This window comes from Actinomycetes bacterium (genome assembly GCA_035489715.1).
GTDB lineage: Bacteria > Actinomycetota > Actinomycetes > JACCUZ01 > JACCUZ01 > DATHAP01.
Map to the genome: position 1 here is coordinate 1 of DATHAP010000175.1, position 24,581 is coordinate 24,581.

Annotated in this window: 23 protein-coding genes and 1 pseudogene; 12 read left to right on the forward strand and 12 right to left on the reverse strand. The window is 73.0% G+C overall.

Going from position 1 to position 24,581, the window contains the following annotated elements; all coding sequences use genetic code 11:
* Nucleotides 1-297: 297 nt before the first annotated feature.
* Both VK640_14155 and VK640_14160 read left to right on the forward strand, forming a co-directional pair.
* Nucleotides 298-1,104: a putative protein N(5)-glutamine methyltransferase gene (locus VK640_14155; protein HTE74325.1), complete on the forward strand. Its 807-nt coding sequence runs from the start codon at nt 298-300 to the stop codon at nt 1,102-1,104.
* A 78-nt stretch (nt 1,105-1,182) separates the two neighbouring features.
* Complete coding sequence (locus tag VK640_14160) at nt 1,183-1,665, forward strand: heme-degrading domain-containing protein (protein ID HTE74326.1); 483 nt, start codon at nt 1,183-1,185, stop codon at nt 1,663-1,665.
* Nucleotides 1,666-1,767: 102 nt separating this feature from the next.
* On the opposite strand, the gene disA is transcribed toward VK640_14160, so the two are convergent.
* The 3 genes from disA to VK640_14175 all read right to left on the reverse strand — a co-directional run bounded on the left by disA (nt 1,768) and on the right by VK640_14175 (nt 5,159).
* Entirely contained in the window at nt 1,768-2,874 is a 1,107-nt protein-coding gene (gene disA / locus VK640_14165; GenBank protein ID HTE74327.1) for a DNA integrity scanning diadenylate cyclase DisA, read from the reverse strand.
* Between the two features lie 75 nt (nt 2,875-2,949).
* The gene (gene radA / locus VK640_14170; protein HTE74328.1) at nt 2,950-4,359 is read right to left on the reverse strand and encodes a DNA repair protein RadA; all 1,410 of its coding nucleotides are present in this window, start codon (nt 4,357-4,359) and stop codon (nt 2,950-2,952) included.
* An 89-nt stretch (nt 4,360-4,448) separates the two neighbouring features.
* Nucleotides 4,449-5,159, reverse strand: a complete 711-nt coding sequence (locus tag VK640_14175) for a PIG-L family deacetylase (protein ID HTE74329.1) — start codon at nt 5,157-5,159, stop codon at nt 4,449-4,451.
* 190 nt (nt 5,160-5,349) lie between these two features.
* Between VK640_14175 and VK640_14180 the strand changes: the two genes are divergently transcribed.
* The gene (locus tag VK640_14180; protein ID HTE74330.1) at nt 5,350-5,769 is read left to right on the forward strand and encodes a hypothetical protein; all 420 of its coding nucleotides are present in this window, start codon (nt 5,350-5,352) and stop codon (nt 5,767-5,769) included.
* Nucleotides 5,770-5,967: 198 nt separating this feature from the next.
* Here VK640_14180 and VK640_14185 read toward each other — a convergent pair whose 3' ends face one another.
* From VK640_14185 to VK640_14195, 3 genes are all read right to left on the reverse strand, one after another.
* Nucleotides 5,968-8,904, reverse strand: a complete 2,937-nt coding sequence (locus VK640_14185; protein HTE74331.1) for an FtsX-like permease family protein — start codon at nt 8,902-8,904, stop codon at nt 5,968-5,970.
* Between the two features lie 12 nt (nt 8,905-8,916).
* The gene (locus tag VK640_14190; protein HTE74332.1) at nt 8,917-9,705 is read right to left on the reverse strand and encodes an ABC transporter ATP-binding protein; all 789 of its coding nucleotides are present in this window, start codon (nt 9,703-9,705) and stop codon (nt 8,917-8,919) included.
* Nucleotides 9,706-9,826: 121 nt separating this feature from the next.
* Nucleotides 9,827-10,600, reverse strand: a complete 774-nt coding sequence (locus VK640_14195) for a hypothetical protein (GenBank protein HTE74333.1) — start codon at nt 10,598-10,600, stop codon at nt 9,827-9,829.
* Nucleotides 10,601-10,623: 23 nt separating this feature from the next.
* On the opposite strand from VK640_14195, the gene VK640_14200 reads away from it, so the two are divergent.
* The 5 genes from VK640_14200 to VK640_14220 are packed head-to-tail and all read left to right on the forward strand — an operon-like array spanning nt 10,624 to nt 14,380.
* Nucleotides 10,624-11,427, forward strand: coding sequence for a sugar phosphate isomerase/epimerase (locus tag VK640_14200; GenBank protein HTE74334.1), 804 nt, complete (start codon nt 10,624-10,626; stop codon nt 11,425-11,427).
* Nucleotides 11,428-11,451: 24 nt separating this feature from the next.
* Nucleotides 11,452-12,198: a class I SAM-dependent methyltransferase gene (locus VK640_14205; GenBank protein ID HTE74335.1), complete on the forward strand. Its 747-nt coding sequence runs from the start codon at nt 11,452-11,454 to the stop codon at nt 12,196-12,198.
* Between the two features lie 51 nt (nt 12,199-12,249).
* Nucleotides 12,250-12,843 carry a TetR family transcriptional regulator gene (locus tag VK640_14210; protein ID HTE74336.1) on the forward strand — a complete coding sequence of 198 codons (594 nt, stop codon included), beginning with the start codon at nt 12,250-12,252 and terminating at the stop codon, nt 12,841-12,843.
* 35 nt (nt 12,844-12,878) lie between these two features.
* Nucleotides 12,879-13,649 carry an ABC transporter ATP-binding protein gene (locus VK640_14215; protein HTE74337.1) on the forward strand — a complete coding sequence of 257 codons (771 nt, stop codon included), beginning with the start codon at nt 12,879-12,881 and terminating at the stop codon, nt 13,647-13,649.
* A complete protein-coding gene (locus tag VK640_14220; GenBank protein ID HTE74338.1) occupies nt 13,646-14,380 on the forward strand; it encodes an ABC transporter permease in 735 nt (244 codons plus the stop codon). The genes VK640_14215 and VK640_14220 overlap by 4 nt, the downstream gene beginning before the upstream one ends.
* 20 nt (nt 14,381-14,400) lie before the next feature.
* On the opposite strand, the gene VK640_14225 is transcribed toward VK640_14220, so the two are convergent.
* Nucleotides 14,401-15,957, reverse strand: coding sequence for an MFS transporter (locus VK640_14225; GenBank protein ID HTE74339.1), 1,557 nt, complete (start codon nt 15,955-15,957; stop codon nt 14,401-14,403).
* A gap of 236 nt (nt 15,958-16,193) precedes the next feature.
* Between VK640_14225 and VK640_14230 the strand changes: the two genes are divergently transcribed.
* From VK640_14230 to VK640_14240, 3 genes are read left to right on the forward strand one after another with little or no spacing between them, the layout of a single operon-like run.
* Entirely contained in the window at nt 16,194-17,123 is a 930-nt protein-coding gene (locus VK640_14230) for a proline dehydrogenase family protein (GenBank protein HTE74340.1), read from the forward strand.
* 7 nt (nt 17,124-17,130) lie between these two features.
* Nucleotides 17,131-17,937 carry a pyrroline-5-carboxylate reductase gene (gene proC, locus VK640_14235; protein HTE74341.1) on the forward strand — a complete coding sequence of 269 codons (807 nt, stop codon included), beginning with the start codon at nt 17,131-17,133 and terminating at the stop codon, nt 17,935-17,937.
* 9 nt (nt 17,938-17,946) lie between these two features.
* Complete coding sequence (locus tag VK640_14240) at nt 17,947-18,654, forward strand: HAD family hydrolase (GenBank protein ID HTE74342.1); 708 nt, start codon at nt 17,947-17,949, stop codon at nt 18,652-18,654.
* A gap of 43 nt (nt 18,655-18,697) precedes the next feature.
* On the opposite strand, the pseudogene VK640_14245 reads toward VK640_14240, so the two are convergent.
* Both VK640_14245 and VK640_14250 read right to left on the reverse strand, forming a co-directional pair.
* A pseudogene (locus tag VK640_14245) lies at nt 18,698-18,970 on the reverse strand (NAD(P)-binding domain-containing protein).
* Between the two features lie 42 nt (nt 18,971-19,012).
* Complete coding sequence (locus tag VK640_14250; GenBank protein ID HTE74343.1) at nt 19,013-19,990, reverse strand: DMT family transporter; 978 nt, start codon at nt 19,988-19,990, stop codon at nt 19,013-19,015.
* Between the two features lie 72 nt (nt 19,991-20,062).
* Here VK640_14250 and VK640_14255 point away from each other — a divergent pair, with 72 nt between their 5' ends.
* Nucleotides 20,063-20,617 (forward strand): CGNR zinc finger domain-containing protein, encoded by a 555-nt coding sequence (locus VK640_14255; protein ID HTE74344.1) that lies wholly within the window; start codon nt 20,063-20,065, stop codon nt 20,615-20,617.
* A 227-nt stretch (nt 20,618-20,844) separates the two neighbouring features.
* Here VK640_14255 and VK640_14260 read toward each other — a convergent pair whose 3' ends face one another.
* The 3 genes from VK640_14260 to VK640_14270 all read right to left on the reverse strand — a co-directional run bounded on the left by VK640_14260 (nt 20,845) and on the right by VK640_14270 (nt 24,572).
* Nucleotides 20,845-22,986: a metallophosphoesterase gene (locus VK640_14260; protein ID HTE74345.1), complete on the reverse strand. Its 2,142-nt coding sequence runs from the start codon at nt 22,984-22,986 to the stop codon at nt 20,845-20,847.
* Between the two features lie 75 nt (nt 22,987-23,061).
* Nucleotides 23,062-23,685, reverse strand: coding sequence for a GNAT family N-acetyltransferase (locus VK640_14265; protein HTE74346.1), 624 nt, complete (start codon nt 23,683-23,685; stop codon nt 23,062-23,064).
* A gap of 8 nt (nt 23,686-23,693) precedes the next feature.
* Nucleotides 23,694-24,572, reverse strand: coding sequence for an aldo/keto reductase (locus VK640_14270; protein ID HTE74347.1), 879 nt, complete (start codon nt 24,570-24,572; stop codon nt 23,694-23,696).
* Between the last annotated feature and the right edge of the window lie 9 nt (nt 24,573-24,581).

Consider the following 24,581-nt stretch of genomic DNA (forward strand, 5'->3'; position numbering starts at 1 on the left):
GACGGACGCACCGTCGAGGTCAATCTCGGCCCGCTCTGCCGACAGCACCACAACGCCAAGACACACGGTCGGTGGCAGCTGCGCTACGACCCGGTCGCGCGGACCAAGACCTGGCGGAGTCCGCTCGGAAAGACCTACGTCACAGGGACTGACCCACCGCTGGCCTGAGCGTCTGGGCGAGCAGATGGCCGGCGGCTGGTCCTGCTCGCCATGACAGGTTCGATGCGCGGTCTGCGGCACGCATGTCCGCCGCATGCGGCGAGCCCTTCCGCCGCACCCGAGTGAGACGCTGCCGTCATGGACTCCGCGGACCTCGTCGCACGGCTGCGCGCGGCGGGCTGCGTCTTCGCGGAGGAGGAGGCGCGGGTGCTCCAGGACACCGCAGCCGACGACGCCCAGCTGCAGATCCTGGCCGGCCGCCGGGTCGCCGGTGAGCCCCTCGAGCACGTCCTGGGCTGGGCGGAGTTCTGCGGTTTGCGGATCCACGTCGACCCGGGGGTGTTCCGGCCGCGGGCGCGCACGGAGTTCCTGGTGGAGCACGCCGCCACTCTGGTCCGACCTGTTCTTCCGCCAACCTCGGGCCGGCCAGGGACCCGCGCTCCTGTCGTGGTCGACCTGTGCTGCGGCAGCGGCGCGCTGGGGGTGGCGCTGGCGGCGATGCTGGGCCGCGTCGAGCTGCACGCGGCGGACGTCGACCCGGTGGCGATCGCCTGCGCCCGTCGCAACGTCGAGCCGGTCGGCGGCCAGGTGCATCTCGGTGACCTCTTCGCGGCTTTGCCGGCCGACCTGCGCGGCCGGATGGACGTCCTGCTGGCCAACGTCCCCTACGTGCCGACGGGTGACCTGGGGCTGCTGCCGGCGGAGGCGCGGCTGCACGAACCGGTCGGGACGCTCGACGGCGGGCCGGACGGGCTCGAGGTGCTCCGCCGGGTCGCTGCGGACGCGCCTCGCTGGCTGGCGCCGAACGGCCACCTGCTCACCGAGGCGAGCAGCGGGCAGGCGCAGGCAGCGACCGAGGTGCTGTCGTCAGCGGGGCTGGTCGCCCTGGTGGTGACCTCCGAGGAGCACGACGCCACGGTGGTCGTGGGCACCGCCCGGGCGTGACGTCGTGCACCCTGCCCGGACGAGCGGCGCAGGGGCGCCGCGGCGGCGGCCCGCGCGGTGCGTGGCAGGCTGCCGGGCATGAGCGACGACTGGCCCACGGCTTCCGAGCTGGCCGCCGAGGAGGACGAGCTGCAGCTGGACGGCTTCGACGAGGACCTGGCGTGGGTCCTGGGGGTCGCCCTGGTCGAGGAGGCCCGCCGGCGTCACGCCCGCGTGGTCGTCGACATCGAGCGGGCCGGCCGCCGACTGTTCCATGCTGCGCTGCCCGGAACGGCTGCGGACAACGACGAGTGGATCCGGCGCAAGGGCAACGTGGTGCGCCGCTTCGGCCACAGCTCGCTGCACGTCGGTCAGCTCTGCCGGGACCAGGGCACCACCATCGAGGAGAAGTACGCCGTGCCGACCGCCGACTACGCCGCTCACGGCGGAGCCTTCCCGCTGCTGGTCCGCGGCGTCGGCCCGATCGGCGTGGTCGCGGTGTCCGGCCTCCCCCAGCTCGAGGACCACGCCCTGCTGGTGTCAGTGCTGCGCAGTCATCTCGCCAGCGCCGGCAGGTGGTAGCCGACTCACGAGCAGGCAGCCGGACCCGCGAGCAGCAGCCGGAGGCGCGAACAGGCAGCCCGACCCACGAGCAGGTAGCCAGGCCGGCCGGGAGCGAAAGGGTCAGACGTAGCGCTCGAGGATCGAGGACTCGGCGAGTCGGGAGAGGCCTTCGCGGATCGACCGGGCCCGCGACTCGCCGACACCCTCGACCGTCTGCAGGTCGTCGATGCTGGCGGCGAGCAGCTTCTGCAGGCTGCCGAAGTGCTCGACCAGCCGGTCGACCACCGTGCCGGGCAGGCGCGGGACCCGGGCGAGCAGCCGGTAGCCGCGCGGGGAGACGGCGGCGTCGAGGCCTTCGCCGCCGGCGTAGCCGAGCGCCCTGGCCACCGCGGCCAGGTCCAGCAGCTCGAGCGAGTCCAGCAGGTCGAGGTCGCTCATCACGTCGGCGACCGTCCGGGAACGCCGCCCGGTCGGTGTCGGCAGGTAGTCGCGAGCGATCAGCTCCCGGTCCGGCTCGACCCCCGCGATCAGCTCGTCGAGCTGCAGGGTCAGGAGGCGCCCGTCGGTGCCGAGCTCGACGACGTACGACTCGATCTCGCCGGCGATGCGCCGCACCATCTCGAGACGCTGGGCCACCGCCGACACGTCGCGCACGGTGACGAGGTCCTCGATCTCGAGGGCGGACAGCGTGCCGGAGACCTCGTCGAGGCGCAGCTTGTAGCGCTCGAGCGTCGCCAGCGCCTGGTTGGCGCGGGACAGGATCTGCGGAGACGCCTCGAGGACGTAGCGCTGGCCGGCGACGTAGATCGCGATGATGCTCATCGACTGGCTGACCGAGATGACCGGCAGGTCTGTCTGCTTGTTGACCCGGTCGGCGGTGCGGTGCCGGGTGCCGGACTCGTCGGTCGGGATGGCCGAGTCGGGCACCATCTGGACCGCCGCGCGCACGATGCGGGTGCAGTCGCGGTCGACCACGATCGCCCCGTCCATCTTGGCCAGCTCGCGCAGGCGGGTGGAGCTGAACTCCACGTCCAGCACGAAGCCGCCGGTGCACAGGGTCTCGACGACCTTGTCGTAGCCCAGGACGATCAGGGCGCCCGTCCCGCCGCGCAGGATGCGCTCCAGGCCGTCGCGCAGCGCGGTGCCAGGTGCCACCGCCGCGAGCGTCGCGCGCAGCGGGTCGTCGAACCGTTCGGTGCCTGCCACCTCACCGCTCCCGCTCGTCAGCCGTGACCGCGGGCGAGTCTATCCGTGCCGGGGCGTCGATCGGTGGACGCTGAGGGGTCACGAGAGGATCACGACTCAGTGGGCTCGTCGGTTCCCGAACGGGATCACCTCCGCCCCGGGGAAGGCCACCCGCAGCGCCATCCCCAGGTCGGTGACCTCGATAGCGGTGATGCCCGGCGGCACCCGACCAGGGTCCGGCGGGACCAGGGCGTGGGTGAAGCCGAGCCGGGCAGCCTCGGCCAGCCGGCGCGAGGTGGCCGTCACCCGGCGGATGTCACCCGCCAGGCCGACCTCGCCGACGGCCACCAGGCCGGTGGCGAGCGGTTCGTTCTGCGCGGCGCCGGCCACCGCCAGCGCCACGGCCAGGTCGGTGGCCGGCTCGGTCAGCCGCACCCCGCCGACTGTGGACGCGTAGACGTCGCTGGCCGCCGTCGTGGACATCCGGATCCGCTCGCCGCCGCGCCGCTGCAGCACGGCGAGCACCATGGCCAGCCGCCCTCCGTCGAGCCCGCTGGTCGTACGTCGCGGCGAGGTCAGGTGCGACGGCGCGAGCAGCGCCTGGACCTCGGCCACCAGCGGCCGCTTGCCCTCGACGGTCACCGTGACGCAGGTGCCGGCCACCGCCTCGCGGCGCTGGGACAGGAAGAGGCCGCTCGGGTCGGCCAGCCCCTGGATGCCGTCGTCGGAGAGGTCGAAACAGCCGACCTCGTCCGAGGGGCCGTAGCGGTTCTTGATGCCGCGGACCATGCGCAGCCGGGAGTGCCGGTCGCCCTCGAACTGCAGCACCACGTCGACCAGGTGCTCCAGCAGGCGGGGACCCGCGACCGAGCCGTCCTTGGTGACGTGACCGACGAGCACCGTCGCGATGCCGCGGTCCTTGGCCACCCGGATCAGCGCGGCCGCCACCTCGCGGACCTGGCTCACGTTGCCCGGCGAGCCGTCGACCTCGGCGCTGGCGATCGTCTGCACCGAGTCGACCACGAGCAGGGACGGCCCGACCGCGTCGACGTGGCCCAGCACCGCTGCGAGGTCGGTCTCTGCCGCCAGCATGAGGTCGTCGCGGATCGCCCCGATGCGGTCGGCGCGCAGCCGCACCTGGGCCGCGGACTCCTCGCCGGTGACGTAGAGGGCCGGCCCGTGCTCGGCCACCCGGGCCGCCACGTCGAGCAGCAGGGTGGACTTGCCGACACCCGGCTCGCCGGCGAGCAGCACGACCGCGCCGGGCACGAGCCCCCCGCCGAGCACGCGGTCGAGCTCGTCGACCCCGGTGGGCACCGCGCGGGCGGCGTCGACGTCGACCTGGCCGATCGGGCGGGCGGGGGTGCTGACCGGACCGGCCGCCGTCGTGCGCACGGCAGGGGCGGACGTGTCCTCGACCGTGCCCCAGGCCTGGCACTCACCGCACCGCCCGACCCACTTGGTCGTGGCCCAGCCGCACTCCGCGCAGCGGTAGGCGGGACGCTCGCGGACGGCGGTGCGGCTCATGTGGGGAGCGTAGGTGGGACCTCGGACGAAACCCGGCAGGAGCCGGTGCACCCGGAGGCGCGCCGCCCGACCTTCCCGGCTCACCCCTCTCAGGGACGGCGGAACGCCTCCAGCGCCATCGCCTCGCGGTATGTGTCCAAACCGACCGCGTCGACCAGCGGCATGACCTGGCTGGGCATCGACATCAGGGCGCGCAGCTTGGCCTCCAGCAGGTCCCCGGTCAGCTCCTCGTGCACGACGAGGTTGTCGAGCGGCGTCGCGGGCGGCGTGAAGCCCATGAAGACGTTGCGCTCGTCGAGCGCGGAGACGTAGCGCGCGTTCCAGTCGGCGGTCTTGGTGGCGTAGGCGAGGACGGCGCCCGGTTTGCCGACCTGCTCGAACGCGGTGGTCGCCCAGCGGCAGGCCGCCTTGTGGTCGTCGTGGCCGGTCATGCCGTCGGGACCGAAGGTCAGCACCGTGTCCGGCTGCACCTCCGCCATGACCTGCGCGACCCGGCGGACCGCCTCGTCCTGGTCGACCTGCGCGCAGCCACCGTCCGGGTAGTCCAGCCAGTGGTGCTCGGTTATCCCCAGCACACCCAGCGCCGCCTCCATCTCGGTCGTGCGCACGGCGGCCAGCGGTGCCCCCGGCGGCCACTTCTCCTCGTCGGGGGAGCCGAGCTCGCCCCGGGTGGCCGTCACGCACACGACCCGGTCACCGGCCCTCGTGGCACGCGCCATCAGCCCGGCGCACAGATATGACTCGTCGTCGGGGTGCGCCCAGACGCCGAGGATGGTGCCGAGGGAGTTGCCGTCGCCCATGCCCGGGATCGTAGGGCGAGGCGCTCCTCCGCGCGTGCGGCCTTGCCGCTGGACCCGACGGCGAAGGGTCCAAGGACCCGAGAACGGGGCCCGATCGCCTCTGCGACCCGCGCCGCCCGCTGACCGATAGTGACCGTGGCCAGCGGCTCCACCGGGAGCCGTCCGACCGGCAGTGACGGAGATGGGTGGCATGCGCGGTTGGCGGCGGGTCCGGCACGCTACAGAGCGCTGGACCACCTGGGGTGGCTCGGACGTCGCCGACGAGGCTGATGCCTACCTCGACGGACGCCTCCTCGAGTGCCTGCGGGCCAAGGGTGCCGGCGGCATCGTGCCGCCCTGGATCTGGCTGAACGCCGTCGCCCACGGCGACCAGGAGCGGATCGCCTGGCTGGCGTCGGACCGCTCGCCGGGTGGTGCCGGCTGGCGCGGCGCGCGGGCCGCTCTCGCGGACGAGCTGCTGCGGGTCGCCGACGGCGACCCGGTCGAGGTGGGCCGGCTGCAGCGAGACGTGCTCGTGCCGCTCGAGCTGACGCTCGCCGGACGCCGTGACCTGGTGCCGGCCGGCCTGCTCGAGATCGGGACCCAGGAGCTGAGGTTCGCCCGGATCTAGGCGTCCGTACGTCGTCCAGCCCTATCCGCCGGCCTGGTCCGAGCCGTCGCCCGCGCCCCCGCCCCCGCCTGAGCCACCGCCCGCACCACCGCGGCGGCGGCCGATCCTGACCCGGCCGGCCCGCAGCAGCCGGTCACCCGGGCTGGGCGCGGGCACCGACCGCTCGTGCCGGGTCTCCCGGTCCTCCCGGGCTGCTCGTCAGTCCGCGACCCGGACCGCGATCGCCGGCTTGACGGCCGCCGCCCGCCGGGCCGGCACGACGGTCGCCGCGAGGGACGCGACCAGCGCGGTGCCGACGGTCACCGTGATCTCCGGCCAGGCGATCGGGAACCCGCTGTGGATGGAGCCGAACGCGGGGCTGTTCCGGTACAGGAGGTACGTCGTCAGGAGGCCCAGCGCGGTCCCCACCGCGACCCCCTCGACCGCGACCAGCGAGCTCTCGGCGAGGAACGAGCGGCGGATCGTCCGGGCCCGGAACCCGAGCGCCCGCAGGACGCCGATCGTCCGCCGTCGCTCACGCACCGACCGGACCATCACGACACCGAGCCCGACGATGGCGACCAGCAGGCCGAGGGCCAGGTAGCCCTGCATCAGCCGGAACATCTGGGTGTTGGCCGCATACGTCTGGCGCACGTCGTCCGGCACGTCGGTGACGACGAGGCCGTTGGCCAGGAACTGACCCTGCAGCCGACGGGCGAGCTGCGCGCGGTCGACGCCGTCGACGGTGCGCAGCAGCAGGCTGTTCACTGTCGCGCCTGGACCGAAGGCCTGCCGGACGCTGTCGGCGCTCATCACCAGGGGCCACCGGTTCTCACCGGTGTTGACGCCGTAGAAGGCTGAGGCGTCGCGCAGGGTGCCGGCGACGATCCGGGTCGAGACGGCGCCGGTGCGCGGGTCGGTGACCGCCACCTCGGCTCCCGGCTGCACGCCGTCGCCCTGCGGACCGCCGTCAGCCCCGTAGTAGAGGTCGATCATCGCGTAGCGCGGGTCGGCCAGCACGAGTCGCCAGGCCGCCTCGTCCGACCGCAGGCTGGACAGCCGGTCCTCGAGCGCGGGCTCGTGGGTGATCATCTGGCCGGGGACGCCGACCGCGGTCACCGGGAGCGCGCTGGTCGTGCGCCCGAGCGGGTCGTCGCCGTCGCCGTTCGCCGTCAGCAGCGGCGCGACGTCCTCGATCATCCCGGCGAAGCGGCCACCGGTCACCGAGCGTGTGTAGTCGGGCAGCGGTGTGGAGGGGTTGAAGTCCGCGCGCATCGTCCACCCGGCGGTGGCGTCCTTGACCGCGGTCTCCACGCCGGCGCTGATCACCGCCGAGATCTGCGCGAGGAGGACCATGACGAGGACGACGATGCAGTACATCGCCAGCGTCGCGCCGGTCCGGAACGCGCGCGCTGTCGGGTAGGCGACGGCGAGCCGCGCGGAGAGGCCGGCCTCGGACGGCCGGCGGATCAGCGGCCGCAACGGGCTCAGGACGAGCCACTGGTACTGGCTGATCAGCACGACGGCGGCGAAGGACAGCATCGTCCCCATCACGACGTACGTCGCCGTCGTGCCGCCGTTGAACATGTCGGGGCGCACCAGGTGGGCGCCCAGCCCCCACAGCAGGGTGACGACCGCGGTCGCCGTGGTCACCGTCTTGAGCGGGGCGAGCCGGCGCAGCAGAGGGATCGCCGCGACGAGGGTCAGCACCGGCATCAGGTAGACCGCCGGGCCGGCGCTGCTGACCAGTGCCGGGACGGAAAAGGCGGCGAACAGCACCGTGGCGACGGCCGAGACGATCGTCAGCGCCCTGCGCGGGCGCCCGGTGGTGGCCGGCGGCAGGTCCCGGATCGCCGCGATGATGTTGGTCCGGGCGATCCGCACGCTGGTCAGCACCACGGCCGCGAAGGCGATGAGGAAACCACCCGCCGCACCGTTCAGCAGGCTGACCGTGCTGACGTCGAAGACGATGTCGAGCTTGTTGTCGCTCTTCTCGAACGCGTTGAGGATGTTCAGCGCCACGACGACGACCACCCGGCCGACCAGCACCCCGACCAGGGTCCCGACGACAGCGGCTGCCGCGGCGTACACCGCACCTTCGAGGGCGAACTCGCCGGTCACCCGGCGGCGGCGCATGCCCACGGCGCGCAGGATGCCGAGCTGGCCCTTCCGCTCCTCGGCGAGCATCACGAAGATGTTCACGACCAGCAGCACGCCGGCGATGATCGCGAAGCTGGCGATGAAGAGGAACATCGATCCCAGCGACGCCGCGACCCGCTCGGCGGCCTGGAGCACCTCGTGCTTCGGCGTCGACACGGACGCGCCGGTGCGGTCGAGTCCGCCCAGCGCCGCGCGGACGGAGGCGGTGACCGGTGCCGTCAGCTCGTCGCCCTCCTCGACTCCGCCGCGGTTGGACACCAGCACAGTGGTCGTCGGTGACGTGCCGGCCCTCGCTGCGGCCGCCGTCAAGGTGCCTGGGGACACGAACGCGTTGGTGTTGACGCTGGCGCCCAGCCCCATGCCGGCCAGGCCCTCTCCGGGCACCACGTCGCTGACCGTGAGCTGATAAGGGGCGCCGTAGAGGTGGAGCACCAGCGGCTCACCGACACCGAGCCGGAGGTTCTCGGCGAGCGTGGAGTTGACGACAACCCGGCCGGGACCCGGGTCGGGCACGGCGAGGCCCGACGGGTCCGGCGCGCCGAACAGCCGTGCCTGAGAGAAGTCGAGCTCCCACACCAGGATGCGCGGCGCGGCCAGGCGTGTGCGACCGGAGCCGCTGGAGGCGGCGGCCAGGTCACCCCGCACCGCGAGCAGGCCGTCGAGCTGCGGGTCGTCGCGGAGCGGCTGCAGGCGGTCGATGGCCTGCGTCCCGACGTCGGCGTCGGCCGCGCGCACCACCTCGTCGATCGGGCCGAGGACGTCGTACGCCGTCTGACGCACGGACCGGTCCAGCGAGTCGCCGACGACGAGGCTGGTGACGATCAGCGTCGTGCCCAGCAGTGAGCCGAGCACGACGAGGACGGCCTCGCCGGGCCGCCGGGTGACCTGGCGGAACGCCAGCCGGCGCAGGACCGGCCGGCCGATGGCGAGGAAGGCGATGACGGCGAGGGCGCCGCCGAGGAGGACGAGCAGCGGGCGGGTGAGCTCGGGATACATGGCGCATCCCTCTCAGTGGAAGCGGGGTGGCGGGACCTGGTACACCGCCCGGCCGCCACCGTTGGAGGCCGGCACGGTCAGGTGGTCGCGGCGCTCGTCCTTCTGTAGGCGGCCGTCGCGCATGAGGACGAGGCGGCCGGCGGCCGCGCCGATCTGCGGGTCGTGGGTGACGAGGACGATCGTCTGCCCGTGTTGCACGTTGAGCTGGCGCAGCAGGACCATGATCTGCTCGGCCATCGCGGTGTCCAGGTTGCCGGTCGGCTCGTCGGCCCAGACGATCGCCGGCTTGGCGACCAGGGCGCGGGCGATGGTGACCCGCTGCTGCTCGCCGCCGGACATCTGGTTGGGCAGGTGGTCCTCGCGGTGGGCGAGCCCGACCTGGTCCAGCATCTCGACGGCGGCGACGCGGGCCTGCTTGGCGGGTGTGCCGACGAGCAGCAGGGGCAGCTCGACGTTCTCGACCGCGCTGAAGACCGGGATCAGGTTGAACGACTGGAAGACGAAGCCCATCGACCGGGCCCGGTGCTCGGTGCGGTCGGCGTCGCTCATGGCGAACAGGTCGCGGCCGGCGACCCGCACGTGGCCGGCATCGATGTCGTCGAGACCCGACAGGCAGTTGAGCAGGGTGGTCTTCCCCGACCCGGAGGGGCCCATCACGGCGACCAGCTCGCCTGCGTCGACGGTGAGGTCAAGGTCCACCAGTGCGGGGACCTCCACGTCACCGCTGCGGTAGATCTTGCTGACATGGTCGGCCACGAGGAGCGGCTGGCCGGTCTGGACGGTGGTGTGGGCGCTGCGCATGACGACCTCCGGACGGGGCGACGAGCACCGAGGGAACCGTCTCCACCGTTTCGCGGCGCCGAGCCCGAGCTGAAGGGCAGAAGGTCCCGGGTGGCGCGCCGACCGTCCTACAGACGCCGGCTCAGGGGCGACGAGCCTTGGGGTCTGCCGGGTGCAGCGCGAAGCGCCGCCGGGATGTCAGGTGCTCCTCGGCCAGGCGGCTGAGCTCGTCGTACCCCTTCTGGCCCATCAGCTCGACCAGCTCGGCGCGCATCGAGACGTAGACCGGCTCGACGCCGACGTGCGCCTCGGTGTTGCCGCTGCAGTACCAGTCCAGGTCGTGCCCGCCGGCGCCCCAGCCCCTCCGGTCGTACTCGGCGATGACGATGACCAGCACCTCGGTGCCGTCCGGCCGCTCGACGTGCTCGTACGTCCGCCGGATCGGCAGCTGCCAGCACACGTCGGGCTTGGTCTCGAGGAAGTGCCGGCCGGTGCGCAGGGCAAGACCGTGCAGGGCGCAGCCACCGCCTCCGGGGAAGTCCGGGCGGTTGGCGAAGATGCAGGCACCGTCGACGACCCGGGTCTTGCGGGCGCCGTCCTCGTCCTTCTCGGTCCACTTCTTGGGGTCGTAGTGCTGCCAGGTCTCCGGGGTCAGCTGCTTGACGAAGGCCTTGACCCGGCGCTCGTCGTCCTTGTCCGAGAAGTGCGCGCCGAGGGTGCAGCACCCCACCTCGGGGGGCTGGTCGGCGTAGATGCCCTGGCAGCCGTTGCCGAAGATGCAGGTCCAGCTCGACGTGAGCCAGGTCAGGTCGCAGCGGAACGACTGCTCGTCGTCGGCGGGGTCGGGGAACTCCACCCACGCGCGGGGGAAGTCGAGAGGCACCTCGGGCACAGGAGCCACCCTACGTGCGGCCATAGGCTGGTGGGGTGAACCGCACGGTGCGCGTCCCCGGTGCGAAGGTCGCGCTGTCCACCGCGTCCTGCTACCCCGAGACCTGCACGACGGCGTTCGAGATGGCCGCGGACCTCGGCTTCGACGGCGTCGAGGTGATGGTGTGGACCGACCCGGTCAGCCAGGACCCGCACGCGCTGCGGGGGCTGTCGGAGCGGTTCGGCATCCCCGTGCTGGCCATCCACGCCCCGTGCCTGCTCCTGACCCAGCGGGTCTGGTCGACCGACCCCTGGACCAAGCTGCAGCGAGCCCGTGAGGCGGCCGAGCGCGTCGGCGCCCCGACCGTGGTGGTGCACCCGCCGTTCCGCTGGCAGCGGGACTACGCGCGGGGCTTCGTCGAGGGCCTGGAGCGGATGCAGGACGAGACCGACGTCGTCTTCGCCGTGGAGAACATGTTCCCGTGGCGGGCCCGCAGTCGGGAGGTCGTGGCCTACCTGCCGCACTGGGATCTGCTGGAGCTCGACGTGCCCGCGGTCACCCTGGACCTGTCGCACACCGCCGTCTCCGACTCCGACGCCGTGCAGGTGTTGGACGCGTTGGCGGACCGGCTGTCCCACGTCCACCTCGCCGACGGCTCGGGGTCCAACAAGGACGAGCACCTGGTGCCCGGTCGTGGCAACCAGCCGTGCGCCGAGGTGCTGGAGCGGTTGGCCCGGGCGGGCTACGACGGGTCGGTCGTCCTCGAGATCAACACCCGGCGCGCGGTCAACCGCGACGAGCGGGAGGCCGACCTCGCCGAGGGGCTGGCCTTCGCCCGGCTCAACCTGGCGGCAGCGAGCAGCACACCGTGAGCAGCACGCCGTGAGCAGGACCCCGTGAGCGAGCGGCAGCTCTTCGACGCGGTCGCGGCCGACTACGACGCGCACCGTCCCGACTACCCGGCCCCGCTGTTCGACGCCTTGGAGTCCGCGATGGGGCAGCCCCTGCTCTGGTCGTCCGTGTGCGACGTCGGTGCCGGCACCGGCATCGCCTCGCGGGCGCTCGCCGGCCGCGGCGCCACGGTCACCGCGGTGGAGCCGGGGCTCGACGCCCTGCGGGTCCTGCGGTCGCGCTCGACCTCGCGAGTCCGGCCGGTGGCCGGCGACGGCAACGCGCTGCCGTTGGGCGAGGGGCTGTTCGACCTGGTGGCCTATGCGCAGTCCTTCCACTGGACCGACCCGCAGCGCTCGGTGCCTGAGGCGTTCCGGGTGCTCAAGCCGGGGGCGGTGCTCGCCCTCTGGTGGAACCAGCACGACCAGTCCGTCCCCTGGGTGCACGAGCACGACCTCCGGCTCTTCGCGGCCTGCGGCATCCCGCCCCATCCTGGCGACGAGTGGACCGCCGACCTGCTGGCGGGAAAGCCGTGGCGGCGCAAGGTCGCGACCGTCGAGATCCCGTGGTCGCGCCGGGTGGGCCTCGAGGAGCTCGGACGCAACATGCTGACGAAGTCCTACGTGTTCGCCCTCGGCCCCCACCGGGCGGCCGCGGTCGTCGACGCCGAGCTCGCGGAGCTCGGACGGGTGCACCCCTCGGGCGTCGTGGACGAGCCCTTCGTCACGTACGCCGTCCTCGCCCGCAACTAGCAGCCCGGCGCACGCCGGCGGGGGGCATCATGGCGACGTGGTGAGCAGGTGATGGCCGAGCCGGCGCGTCGCGGTCCGGGGCGACCCGCCGACGGCGGCGACCGGCGGGCCCTGATCCTCGCCGCGGCGCGCGAGGAGTTCGCCGGCAAGGGCTACGCCGCGGCCAGTGTCCGGGGGATCGCCCGGTCGGCGGAGGTGGACCCGGCGCTCGTGCATCACTACTTCGGCACCAAGGAGCAGGTGTTCGTCGCCGCGATGGAGCTGCCCTTCGCGCCGGCCGAGCTGGTGCCGCAGATCCTCGACGGCCCAGAGGACCAGCTCGGTGAACGGCTGGTGCGCACGTTCCTCGGTGTGTGGGCCGACCCCGACTTTCGGGCGCCGATGCTAGGGATGCTGCGCTCGGCGATGACCGGGGAGCAGGGCGCAGCGATGCTGCGTGAGTTCGTCGGCAGCGCCCTGCTCGGCCGGATCTCGGCGGCGGTCGGCCCGGCCGACCCGCTGCGGCTGCAGGCGGCCGCGGCCCAGATGGTGGGGGTCGTGATCCTGCGCCACGTCGTGCGCATCGAGCCGATGGCCTCGGCCTCGCAGGACGACCTGGTGGCCCTCGTCGCGCCGGCCGTGCAGCGCTACCTCGCGGAGGGTTGACGCCCGGCGCGGACAGGAGGATATTTCATCGTGTGATGAATATTGCTCCGGCGATCAGCGTGCGCGACCTGCGGGTCGTGCGCGGCGGGCGCACCGTCATCGACGGCGTCTCGTTCGACGTGGCCCGCGGGTCGGTCACCGGGCTGCTCGGCCCCAGCGGCTGCGGCAAGAGCACCCTGATGCGCTCGGTCGTCGGCGTCCAGGTGGTGGCCGGAGGCGTGGTCGAGGTGCTCGGCCGGCCGGCCGGGTCGCCGCAGCTGCGGCGGTCGGTGGGCTACGTGACGCAGGCGCCGTCGGTCTACGCCGACATCACCGTCCGCGAGAACCTGCGCTACTTCGCCGCCGTGCTCGGCGCACCCGCGGGTGACGCAGACCGGGTGCTCGGTGACGTGGGGCTCACCGACCACGCCGATGCGCTGTGCAGCCGGCTCTCCGGCGGGGAGGAGGCACGGGTCTCGCTGGCCGCGGCCCTGCTCGGCGACCCGGAGGTGCTGGTGCTCGACGAGCCGACCGTGGGGCTGGACCCGGTGCTGCGCCGCGACCTCTGGGACATGTTCGCCCGGCTCGCCGCGGGCGGCGTGACGCTCCTGGTGAGCAGCCACGTGATGGACGAGGCGTCGCGGTGCGAGCGGCTGCTGCTGATGCGCGAGGGCCGGCTGCTCGCCGACGACCCGCCGCCGGCACTGCTGGAGCGCACCAGCAGCACCGACATCGAGCAGGCGTTCCTCCGTCTGGTCGACGAGGCCGAGGCCGACGGCAGGACTGTGCGGGCCACCGACGCACGGACCGAGGGAGGACCGGCATGAGCGTCTCGATCACCCTGGCGACGGCGTCCCGCGTCCTGCGGCAGCTGCGCCACGACCCGCGCACGCTGGCGATGCTCGTCGTCGTCCCCTGCGTGCTCCTGACGTTGCTCGCCTGGATCTTCGACGGGACGACGGTGTTCGACGAGATCGGCGCACCGCTTCTCGGCATCTTCCCGTTCGTCGTGATGTTCCTCGTCACCTCGGTGGCGACCCTGCGGGAGCGGACCTCCGGGACCCTGGAGCGGCTGCTGACCATGCCGATCGGCAAGCTCGACCTGCTGGTCGGCTACGCGCTGGCCTTCGGGCTGGTCGCGACCGTCCAGGCCGTCGTCGCCACCGGGCTGGCGGTCACCCTGCTCGGCCTCGACGTCGCCGGCCCGCTGTGGCTGCTGCTCGTCGTCGCGGTCTGCGACGCGGTGCTCGGCATGGCGCTCGGCCTCTTCCTGAGCGCGTTCGCGGCGACCGAGTTCCAGGCCGTGCAGTTCATGCCGGCCTTCGTCCTGCCGCAGTTCCTGCTGTGCGGGCTGCTGGTGCCACGCGACCAGCTCGACGACGTACTGCGCTGGATCTCCAACGTGCTGCCGCTCTCCTACGCCGTCGACCTGATGCGCGACCTGACGACGAATGGAGAGGTCGACCCGAGCTCGTGGGTCGACCTCTCCGTCGTCGTGCTGGCGATCCTGCTGGCGCTCGGGCTCGGTGCCGTGACCCTGCGCCGGCGGACGCTCTAGCCGTGCTCCGGCAGACCGCGTCAGTGGTAGCGACGCAGGCTGCTGGACGTGCCCGCCCGCCGGTTGGCGTCCACGTCGTCGGCGTCCCAGTCGTCCCCGCGACCACCGGCGGAGACCTTCTCGCGGTCGCGGAGGTCGATCTCCCGGGCGTCCTTGGTCTCGTCGGCCGACCCCTCCGCCTCCTGGGCGGTCAGCGGCTCGGCGATGTCCTCGAGCGAGCGCTTCTCCGCGTTCACCGCGAGGACTGCCGCGACCAGACCGGCCGCGATCATCAGTCCGGCACCGAGGTAGTAGCCGAACACGACCTGGCTGCGACCCTCCTCGATGAACTTGCCGAACAGGATCGGGCCGATGATGCCGCCCAGGCCGGTGCCGACGGCGTAGAAGAACGCGATCGCCATCGCGCGGGTCTCCATCGGGAAGATCTCCGACACGGTGAGGTAGGCGGCGCTCGCACCGGCCGACGCGAAGAAGAAGACGACGCACCACATCAGGGTGAGCGTGTTGGCCGACAGGGACCCGTTGTCGAACAGGTAGCCGGTCAGGATCAGGATCAGGCCGGAGAGGACGTACGTCCCGGTGATCATGATCCGGCGGCCGACCGTGTCGAACAGCCGCCCCAGCAGCAGCGGGCCGAGGAAGTTGCCGATGGCCAGCGGGATGAGGTACCACGGCGCCTTCGCCGTGTCCACCTTGACGATGTCGGTGAGCACCAGCGCGAAGGTGAAGAACACGGCGTTGTAGAGGAACGCCTGGCCGATGAACAGCGCGAGCCCGAGGACGAAGCGCTTCGGGTAGAGCTTCCACGCAGTCTTGGCGATGGTGCCGAAGCCGATCGTCTTGCGCTGGCGGACCGTGAGGTAGTCGTCGTCCTGCTCGGCCTTGGGCAGCCGCTCGTCGGTGCTCTCCTCGACCTGGCCCTCGATGTCGCGGACGATGCGCTCGGCGCTCTTCTCGTGGCCGTGGATGAAGAGCCAGCGGGGGCTCTCGGGCACGTTCTTGCGGACGAAGAGGATGCCGATGCCGAGGATCGCGCCCAGGCCGAAGGCGATGCGCCAGCCGACGTCCTTGGCGAAGTGCTCCTCGTTGAGCAGGAAGACGGACAGCGCGGCGCCGAAGGCGGTGCCGAGCCAGAAGGAGCCGTTGATGATGAGGTCGACACGGCCTCGGACGCGGGCGGGGATGAGCTCGTCGATGGCCGAGTTGATGGCGGCGTACTCCCCGCCGACACCGGCGCCGGTGAAGAACCGGCAGACGTAGAACCACATCGGGTTCATCGAGAACGCGGTGAGGACCGTCGCGACGAGGTAGACGGCCAGCGTGACCATGAAGAGCTTCTTGCGGCCCAGCCGGTCGGTCAGGTAGCCGAAGAACAGTGCGCCCAGGCAGGCGCCGGCCACATAGACACCGGCCGCGACACCGATCTGGCTCTCGGTGATCTCGAGCCCGCTGCCTTCCTCGGTGAGCCGGCCGGCGATGGAGCCGACGATGGTGACCTCGAGACCGTCCAGGATCCACACGGTGCCGAGGCCGAGGACCACCAGCCAGTGCCATCGGGACCACGGCAACCGGTCCATGCGGGCCGGGATGTTGGTCTTGACGGTGCCCGTCTGAACTCCGCTCACGGCGGCCTCCGGCTGACGTCGAAGTGCACCGGTCGGGGCGGCCGGTGCACGAACCGGAGGGGGCTTGCCCGAGAGCAACAGCCGTGAAACATGCAAGTGACAGGCCGTGACCGCCCGGGCGCGTGCGGGCGTTAGCCTGACCCGGCGAGCGACGACGAGGTCGCGCGCCGCCAGAGGAGGTCTTCGCGTTGCTGCGGCGAGTGCTGCTGTCGATGTCCCGGAGCGGCCGGATCCGCCACCTGGTGGAGACCGCCCCCGTGACCCGGTCCGTCGTCGCCCGGTTCGTCGCCGGCACCAGCGCTGAGGAGGCGGTGTCGGCGGTCCGGGAGCTCGCCGACCGCAACCTGCTCGCCTCCCTGGACCACCTCGGCGAAGACACGCTCGTGCGGGAGCAGGCCGACGCGACCCGGGAGGCCTACCTCCGGCTGCTCAAGCTGCTCGGCGACGGCGGTCTGACCGGCACCACCGAGGTCTCGGTCAAGCTGTCGGCGGTCGGCCAGGCCCTGCCCGGCGACGGCGAGAAGGTCGCGCTCGACAACGCCTTCGCCATCTGCGAGGCCGCCCGCGCCGCCGGCACCACGGTGACCCTCGACATGGAGGACCACACCACCACCGACTCGACGCTGGGCATCCTGCGCGACCTGCGCGCCGACTTCCCGGAGACCGGCGCGGTGCTGCAGGCCTACCTGCGCCGCACCGAGGCGGACTGCCGTGACCTGGCCCACGAGGGGTCGCGGGTCCGCCTGTGCAAGGGCGCCTACAAGGAGCCCGAGTCGGTCGCCTTCCAGGGCCGGTCCGACGTCGACCGGGCCTACGTGCGCGCGCTGCGCGTACTGATGCAGGGCCCCGGCTACCCGATGGTCGCCACGCACGACCCGCGCCTGGTCGCCATCACCGAGGAGCTCGCCCGGCGCACCCGCCGCCCCAAGGACAGCTTCGAGTTCCAGATGCTCTACGGCATCCGGCCGCACGAGCAGGAGCGGCTCGCCCGCCAGGGCCAGCAGATGCGCGTCTACGTGCCCTACGGTGACGAGTGGTACGGCTACCTCGTGCGCCGGATGGCCGAGAAGCCGGCCAACCTGTCGTTCTTCCTCCGCGCCGTCGCCACCAAGGGGTAGGTCCGACATGGCGCAGCGGGTGGCAGTGCTCGGCACCGGAAAGATGGGCGAGGCGCTGCTGTCGGGGATGTTTCGCAGCGGCACCGCACCGACCGACGTCGTCGTCACCGCGCGCCGTCCGGAGCGGGCCGCCACCCTGCGCGAGCGGTACGGCGTCGAGGTGCTCGGCACCGCGGAGGCCGCGGGGCGGGCCGACACGCTCATCCTCACCGTCAAGCCGCAGGACATGGCCGCCCTGCTCGACGAGCTCGCCCCGCACGTCCCGGCCGACCGGCTCGTCGTCTCCGCCGCGGCCGGCACCACCACGGCGTTCATCGAGTCCCGGTTGGCGGAGGGCACGCCGGTCGTGCGCGTCATGTCCAACACGCCGGTCCTCGTCGACGAGGCCATGAGCGCCATCTCGGCCGGGACCCACGCCGGGGAGGAGCACCTCGCGCGCACGGAGTCGATCTTCACCCCGGTCGGCCGGACGATCCGGGTCCCCGAGTCTCAGCAGGACGCGGTGACCGCCCTGTCGGGCAGCGGTCCGGCGTACTTCTTCTACCTCGTCGAGGCCATGACCGACGCCGGCATCCTTCTCGGCCTGCCCCGCCAGGTGGCCCACGACCTGATCGTGCAGACGGCGATCGGGTCCGCGGTGATGCTGCGCGACTCCGGCGAGCACCCGGTGACGTTGCGCGAGGCGGTCACGTCACCGGCAGGCACCACCATCAACGCGATCCGCGAGCTGGAGAACCACGGGGTGCGGGCCGCGATGCTCTCGGCGCTGGAGGCGGCCCGCGACCGCGGCCGTGAGCTGGCCGGCGGTGGGTAGGAGCCGGCGATGACCGTCCCCGACGTGTCCGGCCTGCAAGGTCTGGAGGTCCCTCAGCCGGCCCTGCTCTTCGACCTCGACGGCACGCTCGTCGACTCGGTCTACCAGCACGTGACCGCCTGGCAGGAGGCGCTCGCCGAGGTCGGCATCCCGCTGTCGGTGTGGCGCATCCACCGCCGGATCGGCATGTCCGGCGGACTGTTCCTCGACGCGCTGCAGCGGGAGACCGGCGTGCCGCTCGACCCCGAGACGCTGCAGCGGGTTGCCGACGCGCACGCCCGCTTCTACCTGCAACGTGCCGACTCCGTCGTGCCGCTGCCCGGCGCCCGCGAGCTGCTGCACCACCTGCACGACCGCGGCATCCCCTTCGCCATCGCGACCAGCGGCGCCCGGCGCACGGCGGCGAGCGCGATCGAGATGTTCGGCCTGCCCGCCGACGTGCCCGTCGTGACGCGCGACCTGGTCGAGCGCGCCAAACCCGACCCGCACCTCTTCCTCGCAGCAGCGCGGCTGCTCGGCGTCGCGCCGGAGCACTCGTTCGTCGTCGGCGACAGTGTCTGGGACCTGCTCGCCGCGCAGCGGGCCCGGGCTCTCGGCATCGGCCTGCTGTCCGGCGGCTACGGCCGCGAGGAGCTCGAGCGGGCCGGCGCCTACCGGGTCTACGCCGACCCGGCCGAGATGCTCACCCGCCTCGAGGAGGTCGGCGTCCGGCCCTGAGCCCTCGCACAGGGATCAGGCTGAGGGGCTAGGTGGGGTGATCGGCGAGCATGCCGAAGAGCGCCGCATTCTCTGCCGGGACCCGCGACCCCGAGACCGGCGCCTCGACGTACCGGTCGCCGGCGGCGACGACGCCTGCGCCCAGGGCCGCCGAGTACTCGGGCGAGGTCGTGCCCATCGGCACCACGAGGTGGTCGCGGACCAGCGCCTCGAACCGTGGCGTCCCCCGGCCGAGCGTCGCGTCGAGGATCTCGCCGTTCGCCATCATCAGCAGCACGGAGCGGGAAGCCGGCGCGCCATGTTGAGGGCCATCGGCTGCGGCGGCCTGACGGGGCGGGAGAGGACTGCTCTCGCGGCGTCAGGGCTGCGCCGCGAGGGCCTCCTCGTGCGGGGTGAATACGGGTGCTGCCCCTGGACCCCCCGGGGAGCGGAGCTCGTCGGCGCGCACCAGCGCGATGCCGGCGAGCACCAGGGCGCCACCGGTCAGCTGCATGATCCCGAGCGACTGGCCCAGCAGCACCCAGGCGAAGGCGACCGCGAACAGGACCTCGGTCAGCCCGACGAACGACGCGACCTTCGCCCCGAGCAGCCGCGCGCCGGCGATGCCGGTGACGTAGGCGACGACGGCCGCGACCAGGGCGAGCCCGAGCACGGGGACGAGCCAGCTCACCTGCGTCTCCAGCAGCGTGACGTCGGTCCGTGGGGCGGCCAGCGGCAGCACCCCGGCCGCGCCGGCGACCGCCAGCGCCGCGCCGCCCACGGCCAGGCCACCCCAGGCGACGACGAGCGGGGGGAGAGCGTCCTCGCTCTCGGCGGAGAGCACGAAGTACGTCGCCAGCCCGAACGCGGCGCCGAGCCCCCAGAGGACGCCGACCAGGTCGAGCTCGGTGTTGCCGATGAGCTCGAGCACCAGCGCGAGCCCCACGACGGCGACCGCGGCCCCGCACAGCGTCAGCAGCCCGGGTCGCTGACCTCGCCGCAGCCACAGGTAGCCGACGACCAGCAGCGCGCCGGAGTACTCGAGCAGCAGCGCGACGGCGACCGACAGGTGCTCGACCGCCATGAAGAAGCACAGTTGCGCGCCGCCCACCGCGGCGATCCCGTAGACCAGCAGGGTGCGGCCACTGCGCCGCAGCAACGGGCCGTGGCCGCGCAGCTGCAGCAGCGCCGGCAAGGTCAGGACCAGCGCGGCCACGAGGACGCGGACGGTGACGGCTGCACCCGGGGTCCAGCCGGCCTCGATCAGGCTGGCGGCGAAGGAACCGGACGTGCCGAAGGTGGCGGCGGACAGGAGGGCCAGCGAGAGCCCTAACCCGCCCCTGCTCGGCTGGTGCACGTCGAGGGCTCCTGTCACTGGTCACGCAGAGTATGGTCATTACAGCGTAGGTGGCCGTCCGGAAGGGGTCAAGTGCTCTTTGCCCATGACACCGAGATCGCGCTGGCGGCTGCTGCCGCGCTGGTGAACACGCAGCAGCCCGAGCGGGACGAGCTCGCCGACCTGGCGTCCTTGGACGCCTTCGTCCAGCAGTGGGGGTGGACCGGCTCACGCCGTGGTGACGCCGCCGAGCTGGCCGCGGTCCATCAGCTCCGCCCCCGACTGCGACGGCTCTGGCAGCTCGACGAGGACGGTGTCGTCGAGCTGGTCAACCAGATGCTGCGCGAGTCGAGCGCGCTTCCGCAGCTGGTCGCGCACGACGACTGGGGCTACCACCTGCACGCGACGCCCTCGCAGGCGCCGCTGGCTGACCGGATGGCGGTCGAGGCGGCGATGGCCTTCGTCGACGTCGTCCGGCAGCAGGAGCTGGACCGGCTCAGGACCTGCGGCGCCGACGACTGCGACGACGAACTCGTCGACCTGTCCAAGAACCGCTCCCGCCGCTACTGCAGCACCTCTTGCTCCAACCGGGTCAACGTCGCCGCGTTCCGCGCCCGTCGGGGTGGAGGCCGCACACCGGAACGTTGAGGGTCGCGATGCGCCGGTCGTAGCCGTCGGTCGCGTAGACCGCGCCGCTCACGTCCTCTGGCAGGGCGAGCTGGGTGGTGCGCAGCCTGCTGCTGGCGCTCTGGGCGGCGTCGAGGCCGGGGTAGACCTCGAAGTGGATGTGCGGCCCGAGCCCGCCGAGCAGCCGAGGACCCGGCGCCGGTCGAGCAGCCGCGGCAGGGCGTGGGACAGCCCCCTGTCGTGCAGGCTCAGCGGAGTCGGACCGCGGCGCGGGCCGGCTTGGCGACGCCCGGCGAGCCGCACGCGCGCAGCCGGTCGCGGAGGAACGACCGCTCGGCCGGGTCGACCGTGAGCCGCCACCGCCACTTCGCCGCGACCCACTGGGCGACGTACCCGCACCGCGCTGCCTTCCGCGACGGCAGCCAGCTGCGCGGCTCGGCGCTGCCGCGCGCCGCGATCGCGGTGGTCGTGACCGCGGTCAGCGTGCCGGCGTAGCCCAGGTCGTTGGTCAACGCACGCCGGGTCGCGGGGGACCAGCGGCGTGCGCCGGACTGCCATGCCTCGGCGAGCGGGACCGCCGGCGCGATGCCGACCAGCGACAGGTCGGAGCGGCGCACGCCGTTCCAGGGGGAGAACCAGCGGCCCTCGCTCAGCCCGCAGGTCTCGGTCATCAGCGGTGGTCGGCTGGCCTCGGTGATCAGCACCTCGGCGCGGGTGCTGCACCCGTCGCCGTCCGCGTCGCCCCAGCCGCCGAACAGCGCGCGCCGGTAGCCCTTGGGCGTCTCGCCGGCACTGCGCAGGTCAGCGAGCAGCCGCTTCGCCCTGACCCGCGGCCGGGGCGGCGCCGGCATCGTCACCGACGTCGGCACCGACTGCGCCGAGACGTTGTCCGACGGGTCGAAGGCGTCGACCGTCCAGACGTACGTCTCGCCGCTCACCAGACCGCTGTCCGCCCAGGACGTGCTGCCGGCGCCGACGGTCGCGACGAGCCGCCCGTTGCGCCGGACCCGGTAGCCCGCGACCGAGTCGTACTGGTCGGTGGACGGTGCCCAGGACAGCGTCGCCGTCGTCTCCGAGGTCGCGGTCGCGCGGACCCCGGCCGGCCGGGTCGGCGGCAGCGTGTCGCCGGTGCTCTTGCAGCCGACGGAGCCGGAGTCGACCACCTCGCCGGCGTCGGACCGGTAGGCGAACTCCGCACGGTCGCCCAGCAGGTCCAGCTGCAGGGCGCCGGACACCGCCGCGTACTTCTGCACCCGGCCGTCGGAGTAGACCGGGGGCAGTGCCTCGTGCCCGCCGGCCCCGGCGATCAGCTGGGTCACGCCGCGCTCGCTCGGCACCCCGTCGCGGTCCAGGGCGGCCCACCGCTCGTAGGAGTGCGTGTGGCCGGCGAGCGCGAGGGTGACCCTGCGGTCGGCGAGCAGCCGCCAGATGGCCGACAGCCCGGTCTTGCCCTTGTGCCCGGAGATCGAGTAGCGGGGGTGGTGGAAGTAGGCGATCGTGCAGCGCGCCCGGTTGGCGCCCAGGTCGGCCTCCAGCCAGTCGTACTGCGGTGTCCCTGGCTGCAGCTGGCCGAAGCGTCCGGTGGAGTCGAAGGCGACGACGTGCCAGCCGGCCACGTCGTAGCTGTAGTAGTGCGGCGTGTTCTGGCCCCAGTAGTCGAAGAAGCCGGCGGCTCCCGGTGTGTGGTACTCGTGGTTGCCGAGCACCGGGTTGGTGATGTCACGGAACCGGCCGAAGCCGTCGGGTGACGAGTACCAGTTGTCGTACTCGTAGGGAGACCCTGACTCGTAGACGTCGCCGAGGTAGGCGAGCAGGTTCGGCTGCCACGACGCGATCTGCGACGCGACCGCGGCCTCGCGGGTCGACCCGTCCGCGCCGTCGCCGACGGCGACCAGCCGGAACGGCTTGCCGGGCTCCGGCGTCGTGCCGGGAGACACGTCGAAGCGGCGGCCGCTGACGAACGGCGCCTGCCCACCGTTGTAGACCGCTGTCGGCGCCGAGGCGGTGTACGTCGTCCCGTCGGTCAGCAGGGCCCTGGCCACCAGCGACCCGGTGCTGTCGAGCAGCCGGTCGGTGCGCCACTGCATCGACCACCGACCGCTGCCGTCGGGGTCGTGGTCGCTGAGCAGGTAGCCGCCCCGCCAGCTGAAGGTGACCCGCTTGACGCCCGGCGCGGAGGACCCGGCGGCCGGCCAGACCGCCACGGTGGAGGACACCGGCGCCGTCCCCGACAGCACCCCGTCCGGCACCGTGACGCAGACCTGGACCGTGTAGCCCGCGGTCGGTGTGGTGGTGCACGGGGTCGCAGCGGCGGCCGGCGTGCCGCCGAGCGGCAGCCCCAGCCCGGCGAGAAGGGCGGCGAGGGCGAGCGCGTCGGTTCGTGGTGGCACAGGTCGCACCACGCAACTGTCCGGGGCTCGCCGGGCCTTGTCAGCGACTTGACCGGATCGCGACGTGAGCCGCGCTCACAGGTCGATCCGCATGACGACCCGTCGCGTCGTGGGCCGGCTGACCACCTGCAGCCCCGCTGCGGCGAACGTCCCCACGGTCCCGACGTGCAGCTCCTCCAGCATCACCTCGGTGGTGGTGATCGGGTAGCCCTCGAGCGCACGGGCACCCCGCGACCGGGCGTGCTCGACCGCCGCCGCCGCGAGAACCCGGGTGACGCCGCGCCGGCGGGAGCCGGCGCGGGTCACGAAGCAGGTCACCGCCCACACGCGGCCGTCGGCCTTGTCCTCGTCGCGTCCCTCCCAGGGGACCCGGTGGACGCGGGCCAACCCGGTGTACGCCGTCCGTGGCTCGACCGCGCACCACCCCACCGGCTCGCCGTCCAGGTAGGCGACCAGGCCGCTCGTCGCGCGGGCGCGGGGCTGCCCGCAGCCGCTCTGCTCGCGCAGCCGCTCGGCCCGGTCCTCGGCCGGGACGGCCCCGAACGACTCGCGCGGCGCGAGCTTGTAGCGCTGGCACCAGCAGCGGGACGGCCCGCCCCGCATGCCGAAAACGGTCTGCAGGTCGTCCCACCCGACGCTGTTCGCGGGAAGGACGGAGAAGGCCGGCTCAGCGGCCACCGGGCGGGTGGGTCGGGGCATCGGAGGACTCAGATCGGCATGTCCAGGAACGGCGAGCTGTAGGCCGGGTCGGCCGCCAGCACCGTGGTGGCCGCGCCGGGGTCCACGCGGTGCCGCTCCGCCTCGACGACCAGCGGCAGCAGACGGACGTCACCCGGTGTCGCGATGCCGGTGGCGACCGGCAGGGACAGCGCCCACGAGACGGCGGCGGTGACCGAGGCCTGGTCGGCGAGCGGCTCGTACCACGTCGTGAACGGGTGGTCGGCCGACGCGTCCGGCCAGTTCTGCCGGGCGACCGTCTTGATCAGCATCAGGCCGGCGTCCTGGCGCTGCACCTCCTCGACGAGGGCGTCGAAGGCCGAGCGGTAGGCCGGGTCGTCGCTCAGCACCGGGTTGATCGGCGTGAGCACGGTCGCGAAGGGGTGCCGGCGCAGCGCCTCGAGGTGTGTCGCCGGTGCATCGTGGCCGTGCCCGGTGATGCCCACGGCCCCGACCAGGCCCTGCTCCTGGGCCCGCAGGGCCGCCTCGAGCGCGCCGCCCCGGCCGGTCACCCGGTCCAGGTCCTCGACGTCACCGACGGCGTGCAGCTGCAGCAGGTCGACCCGTTCGGTGCCCAGCCGCTCGAGCGACTCGTTGACCTCGCGCCAGGCGTCCTCGGCCCGCCGCTCGCCGGTCTTGGTCGCGAGGAAGACGTCGGCGAAGCCGCCGCGCATGGACCCGAAGGCCCGGCCGAGCCGCACCTCCGCCTCGCCGTAGCTGCGGGCCACGTCGAAGTGGTTGATGCCGGCCGTCAGCGCCTCCTGCACAGCCCGGTCGGCGACCTCCTGCGGCACCTCCGCCAGGGCCGCGGCGCCGAAGATCAGGACCGAGCTCTGGTGGCCGAGCCGGCCGAGTCGCCGGGTCTCCATCGGGTCTCC

Coding starts and splice junctions, on each gene's coding strand:
- VK640_14155 (HTE74325.1), top strand. CDS start 298: ATGGACTCCGCGGACCTCGTCGCACGGCTGCGCGCGGCGGGCTGCGTC.
- VK640_14160 (HTE74326.1), top strand. CDS start 1,183: ATGAGCGACGACTGGCCCACGGCTTCCGAGCTGGCCGCCGAGGAGGAC.
- radA (HTE74328.1), bottom strand. CDS start 4,359: ATGAGCCGCACCGCCGTCCGCGAGCGTCCCGCCTACCGCTGCGCGGAG.
- VK640_14175 (HTE74329.1), bottom strand. CDS start 5,159: ATGGGCGACGGCAACTCCCTCGGCACCATCCTCGGCGTCTGGGCGCAC.
- VK640_14180 (HTE74330.1), top strand. CDS start 5,350: ATGCGCGGTTGGCGGCGGGTCCGGCACGCTACAGAGCGCTGGACCACC.
- VK640_14185 (HTE74331.1), bottom strand. CDS start 8,904: ATGTATCCCGAGCTCACCCGCCCGCTGCTCGTCCTCCTCGGCGGCGCC.
- VK640_14190 (HTE74332.1), bottom strand. CDS start 9,705: ATGCGCAGCGCCCACACCACCGTCCAGACCGGCCAGCCGCTCCTCGTG.
- VK640_14195 (HTE74333.1), bottom strand. CDS start 10,600: ATGGCCGCACGTAGGGTGGCTCCTGTGCCCGAGGTGCCTCTCGACTTC.
- VK640_14210 (HTE74336.1), top strand. CDS start 12,250: ATGGCCGAGCCGGCGCGTCGCGGTCCGGGGCGACCCGCCGACGGCGGC.
- VK640_14215 (HTE74337.1), top strand. CDS start 12,879: ATGAATATTGCTCCGGCGATCAGCGTGCGCGACCTGCGGGTCGTGCGC.
- VK640_14220 (HTE74338.1), top strand. CDS start 13,646: ATGAGCGTCTCGATCACCCTGGCGACGGCGTCCCGCGTCCTGCGGCAG.
- VK640_14225 (HTE74339.1), bottom strand. CDS start 15,957: ATGGACCGGTTGCCGTGGTCCCGATGGCACTGGCTGGTGGTCCTCGGC.
- proC (HTE74341.1), top strand. CDS start 17,131: ATGGCGCAGCGGGTGGCAGTGCTCGGCACCGGAAAGATGGGCGAGGCG.
- VK640_14240 (HTE74342.1), top strand. CDS start 17,947: ATGACCGTCCCCGACGTGTCCGGCCTGCAAGGTCTGGAGGTCCCTCAG.
- VK640_14265 (HTE74346.1), bottom strand. CDS start 23,685: ATGCCCCGACCCACCCGCCCGGTGGCCGCTGAGCCGGCCTTCTCCGTC.
- VK640_14270 (HTE74347.1), bottom strand. CDS start 24,572: ATGGAGACCCGGCGACTCGGCCGGCTCGGCCACCAGAGCTCGGTCCTG.